5 protein-coding genes and 1 pseudogene are annotated in these 4,531 nt (G+C 62.1%); 5 read left to right on the forward strand and 1 reads right to left on the reverse strand.

The features are described from left to right. The first annotated feature begins 694 nt into the window (after positions 1–694). Positions 695–1,210, forward strand: a complete 516-nt coding sequence (locus JW364_RS24615) for a tyrosine-type recombinase/integrase (RefSeq protein ID WP_205334475.1) — start codon at positions 695–697, stop codon at positions 1,208–1,210. Positions 1,211–1,755: 545 nt separating this feature from the next. On the opposite strand, the gene JW364_RS23805 is transcribed toward JW364_RS24615, so the two are convergent. Next, a complete protein-coding gene (locus tag JW364_RS23805; protein ID WP_205334476.1) occupies positions 1,756–2,406 on the reverse strand; it encodes a TetR/AcrR family transcriptional regulator in 651 nt (216 codons plus the stop codon). A gap of 43 nt (positions 2,407–2,449) precedes the next feature. On the opposite strand from JW364_RS23805, the gene JW364_RS23810 reads away from it, so the two are divergent. From JW364_RS23810 to JW364_RS23820, 4 genes and pseudogenes are all read left to right on the forward strand, one after another. After that, positions 2,450–2,749: an acyl carrier protein gene (locus tag JW364_RS23810; RefSeq protein WP_205334477.1), complete on the forward strand. Its 300-nt coding sequence runs from the start codon at positions 2,450–2,452 to the stop codon at positions 2,747–2,749. A 59-nt stretch (positions 2,750–2,808) separates the two neighbouring features. Further along, a complete protein-coding gene (locus JW364_RS23815; protein WP_205334479.1) occupies positions 2,809–3,273 on the forward strand; it encodes an SRPBCC domain-containing protein in 465 nt (154 codons plus the stop codon). A 44-nt stretch (positions 3,274–3,317) separates the two neighbouring features. Further along, a pseudogene (locus tag JW364_RS24380) lies at positions 3,318–3,566 on the forward strand (IS3 family transposase); the annotation flags it as partial. A 377-nt stretch (positions 3,567–3,943) separates the two neighbouring features. Next, positions 3,944–4,252 (forward strand): hypothetical protein, encoded by a 309-nt coding sequence (locus JW364_RS23820; protein ID WP_205334480.1) that lies wholly within the window; start codon positions 3,944–3,946, stop codon positions 4,250–4,252. The last annotated feature ends 279 nt before the right edge of the window (positions 4,253–4,531 follow it).

Raw genomic sequence — 4,531 nt, forward strand, 5'->3', positions numbered from 1 at the left:
GAAACAGGCCCTCGGGCAACTAGCCCTGGCCTACCCCGACCGCATCGAACCCCACCTCAACTAGACCCAACCAGCAACCACAGGAAACCCAGGAGTCACGTTCTTACACAGACATCTTGACAAGCTCAGCTCATGCAAGCAGAACCCGTGCCGGGCCGCGCCACGACCAACCACGAGCAGGACGCTGTCGGTCACGGTCACGGTCATGCGGCCGGTCGGCCGGTGCCACGCACGCCCCGAGGTCGATCGTTGCCGCCGAACTGACAGCACCCACGCAAGCATGAACCCCACTCTGACTCCGCCGTCGGCTACGTCCGGCCGCGATGAACGAGCGGTGCACCGCTACTTCCACGACGATGTTCCACCCCAGTTTCGAAACGACATCACAGTCTGGATCCGCTCGCTACGCGGGGACGGCTCCCGACCCTCGATCCCCGTCCAGTGGGTCACGGTTCGAGGCTATCTGGCGTTCGCCCTTCCAGCCCTTCGTAGCTGGGCAAGCCGATATCAGTCTTTGCGAGAGGTCACACGGCACGACGTCGAGTCGCAAATCGAGGGACACCTCGGCAGCTCTGCGCATAACGTGCACACCGCACTGCGTTCACTGTTCGGTCGGTTACAGCGAGAGAACCGGATCTTCGTCGACCCAACGCGAGGACTCGCTGGACGGTACGTACGCCGGGTGCCGAAGTCAGTGCCCAGCGGCCAGCTGCGTGAAGCGTTCGAAGCTACCCACTCGCCGCGGGATCGGCTCATCCTCGCACTCGTTGCTGTACACGCCCTGGGAGTGAAAGAGATGCAGCAGTTGTCGATCGACGACATCGACTTGGCCGGCGGAACTATCGCGATTGCTCGCCGCTCGGGCCGTCACACCCTGACGCTCGACGAGGCCGTACATCGGCTCACCCAACACTGGCTCGACCATCGCCATCGCCAGTGGCCGCAAACGCAAAACCGGCATCTGTTCGTCAGCAGAAACACCGCGCTACGACCAGATCAGGCGATGAGTCCTTACGGCCTCACCACCGTCTTCCGCAGAGTCGGAATCAGCGCCAGCAAACTTCGGGCCGACCGGATCTACGACGAAGCCATCCACACCGCCGACCCGGTCGTCCTGATGAAAGTGTTCGGCATCCGGGTCACGTCCGCAGTGCACTACGTGCGAGCAGCGAACCCGACTCTCTTCCACCCCGACCCTGTCGCCGACTAGAAGCGGACTGTGAGGGCAGCAGCTGGTCTGGTTCGAAGCGTGATTGAGCGCGTTGGCGGGGATCTGTTACCAGCCGAGCAAGTGCGCCAACTCGACGATGTCCCGATCGATCTGGGGACGGTTGCTCGGCTGCTCCTCCATCGCATTGCCGGGACGTTCACGATGTCCAACGCGGCGATCAGCGGCCCACCAACTGGGTTGGTTGCTGCGGATCGTGCCTGCTGAGTTGATAGACCAGATGCGGCCGTCGTCGGCGGGGTGGGTGAACCCGTCGCTGACCCGAGCCGACCACAGTCGGCTGTAGAAGTGCAGTCCCGCGGCAGCAACGTCGCCGTGGTCGCCGCCGACCGTCAGGTACAGCTACGCCACGTAGCCGAGCCTCGCCAGCGGACAGTTCACCGGAAGCCACATCTGCACCGCCGCGGTCATGTGAATCGTCACGCTGGCCTGTACAGATCATCGGTGACGCCGAGGTATTCGCCGGGTCGTTAACACCGCAGGCCGATTTAACAGATCTGGTCGAATGCCTCTCGCTAGCAGACGATTTAGCGTGGCGCGAGATTGTCGAAGGCAAGGGTCAGCACTCGAGTCAAAGCAGCGCTGTCGGCCCGTTCATCGCCACATCCCGAACCGGCGATCGCGCGTCGGGCCTGAGCCAGTCCATGCAAGATGACCCAGAGTAGCGAGGCGAGGTCGGGATCGTCGCCGGCAACTATTACGCCGTCGCGCTGCGCTTGGCTTATGTGAGCCCGAAGATAATCAGTGCATTCCGCGGCGGCTTGGACGAGTTCGTCGGTCGGTTCGATGGTGCAGTCCTCACCGAACTCGAGGCGGTAGTGGTTCGGGTGCGCCCATGCGAACTCGACGAAAACCCGAGCCGCCACAAACAGCGAGGATGGCTCTGACTCGATGTCAGTCGCGGCCCGCATCTGAGCAGTGAGCTTAGTTAGATTGGCGGCTGCGACTGCGCTGAGAAGTGCGTCCTTGCTTGCGAAGTGTCGATAGGGCGCAGTGCGAGAGACATCTGCTGCAGCGGCAACTGCGCGCAGAGTGACCGCCTCGGGCCCTCCACGAGCGAGAAGTCTGTCGGCCGCCTCGACTAGCGCAGCGCGGGTATTCCGATTTCGATGGTCGGGCACCTGACGATCATAGATGTTGACGTTGTCCACGTGCAGAGATATGTTGACGGTGTCCACGTGCGGCGTTCATATCCGCAACGTTCAAGCTGAGGGAGCATCAGTGTCGGCCAGCCAGAGTCAGATCGTCGCGGGGATTGCAGAGATTGTCGAAGACGTGACGGGCATCGAACCCGAGGAAGTCACAGTTGACAAGTCGTTCGTTGATGACCTTGACATCGATTCGTTGTCTATCGTCGAAATTGTCGTCCAATTAGAGGACAAATACGGCGTAAAGATCGCCGATGAGGACATCCAGCAACTCAGCACAGTTGGTGATGCGGTTGCATTTGTCCAGCGTATGGAGATCGAGAATCCCGCAGTTGCCGAGCGGATCAAAGCTACGCTGGACGACAGCAACTAGGTGTATGGGGCGGGGTGGATCGGGGTGGTGGCTGATTCGTCGTGTATGGCAGTTGAGTGATGATTGAGGACTTCGAGCCGGATGATCCGTCACTAATCGACTTAGCCGTGTTCGTGGAGCAGTCGCCCGAAGTTGCCTGGCGTGCGCTTACAGAACCGGAGTTGATCGCTGAGTGGCTTTCGCCGACTGTCGGTTTTCAGCCAATTGTCGGGACAACGTTCATTGTTCAAGTAGCAGTGCCGGATAAGATGGTCGCGGAGATGGCCTGTCAGGTGATGGTTGCCAAAGAACCTGGACACCTTGCCTACAGTTGGACCGATCTTCGCGGCGACCCGCCACTGCGGTGGATGATGGACTTCCGATTGGCCCCTCATGGCCGGGGTAGCAGGTTGTTCTGGCAGATGAGTGGCTTCGACATTGCAGACCGTTATCAAAGGTTCGCGCGTAACGGGATCGAGCGGTCGTGGAATAGGACTCTTTTGCCGAAGTTCGCTCGCGTTGTGCACTCGCTCGCTGCCAATTAGGGGGAGGCCAGAATCTTGCTCGGGTGGTCAGTTCAACGTGACAGATGCGCCGCGAGGGCCATCAGATGGCGCGCGATCAGGTGGCCGGCTGATGGGGCTCTGCGGCATCGCCGGAGTCGTGCGCGGTAAGCGTCGCACGATCATCGCCCCAGCGTGACGGTCGGGCGCCGCGGCATCCTGATCTGGATCGGCAGTGGTCGGTGCCGGCCAGGCCGGATCAGTGGTGGGTGGCTAATTTCACCTACTGCTGGACTCTGGCAGTGTTCGTTTACACCGCGTTTCTCGTCGATGTGTCTCACGCAGGATGAACTCCGGTCGACATCGATCAGGGCCATCGGGCATCGTCACTAGCTGATCGCTGGAGCAGCCAGGCTCAGTTATCGATGCGGATTCCCGCGCTGGGCATAGCTCTGCGTCACCTACGACAAGTTCAGACGCGTCGCTTCGACACGAACCCGCCCGCCTACTGAGCTGAGTTCGATCCTGTGTCGCCAGTTCATCTTGGATGCGGTTGCAGAATTCCGGAACCCACCCGACTCCATCGAACTTCATCTCCCACGACCAGCCCGAACCCGACGGGGGAGGACCCGCAGTTGCGAGCATCGGCGCCATGGAAGCCATAGACTCCACTGTCCTCGCTCGCCGCCCGGTCGGTGTCTATCCTCGGGCCGTGATCGAACGCGTACGCATCACCGCAGAGACCACCGCGATCAACTACGCCGCCCGATTCGGCTACCCCGGCCGCACCCTCGCCGACTATCTTGACCAGCTCGGCGGATGGGACGGCTACATCGCCGACCCGTTCGGCACGCGGCCGTGGATCTCCCTGCGCGCCTTCGACGGAGCCGACCCCGGCCTGTTCCTCAAACTCATGTTCGCCGTCCCACAGATCCCCGGCGATGACTTCCCACCCGTCTACGGCGACGCGGTGATCCTCGCCGAGTACGACCTCCCCGAGGGCACCGTCATCCCGCGGTGACTGCACACACGCGGTGCTGGTAACGACTGAAGCCGCCGACCCGAGTGGGTCGACGGCTTCAGTGCGTTGAGGGACGGTGCCGGTCAGTGCGCCTCTCGGCGAGTGGCCGCACGCAGCGGCGGAAAGGGGTGAGGCCCGGGGCATTGAGCCCGCCACCGTCGCACGAGTCAACGGCGGCCCCACTCGCGGTATTCCGCGCGGGCTGGCCGGTCTATTCGGCGAGCTTGGCGACCGCCTGAGCCCAGAGGAAGAACTTGTTGGTGCCCAGGTCGCGCACGG

The organism is Gordonia sp. BP-119, assembly GCF_016924115.1.
GTDB lineage: Bacteria > Actinomycetota > Actinomycetes > Mycobacteriales > Mycobacteriaceae > Gordonia > Gordonia hongkongensis.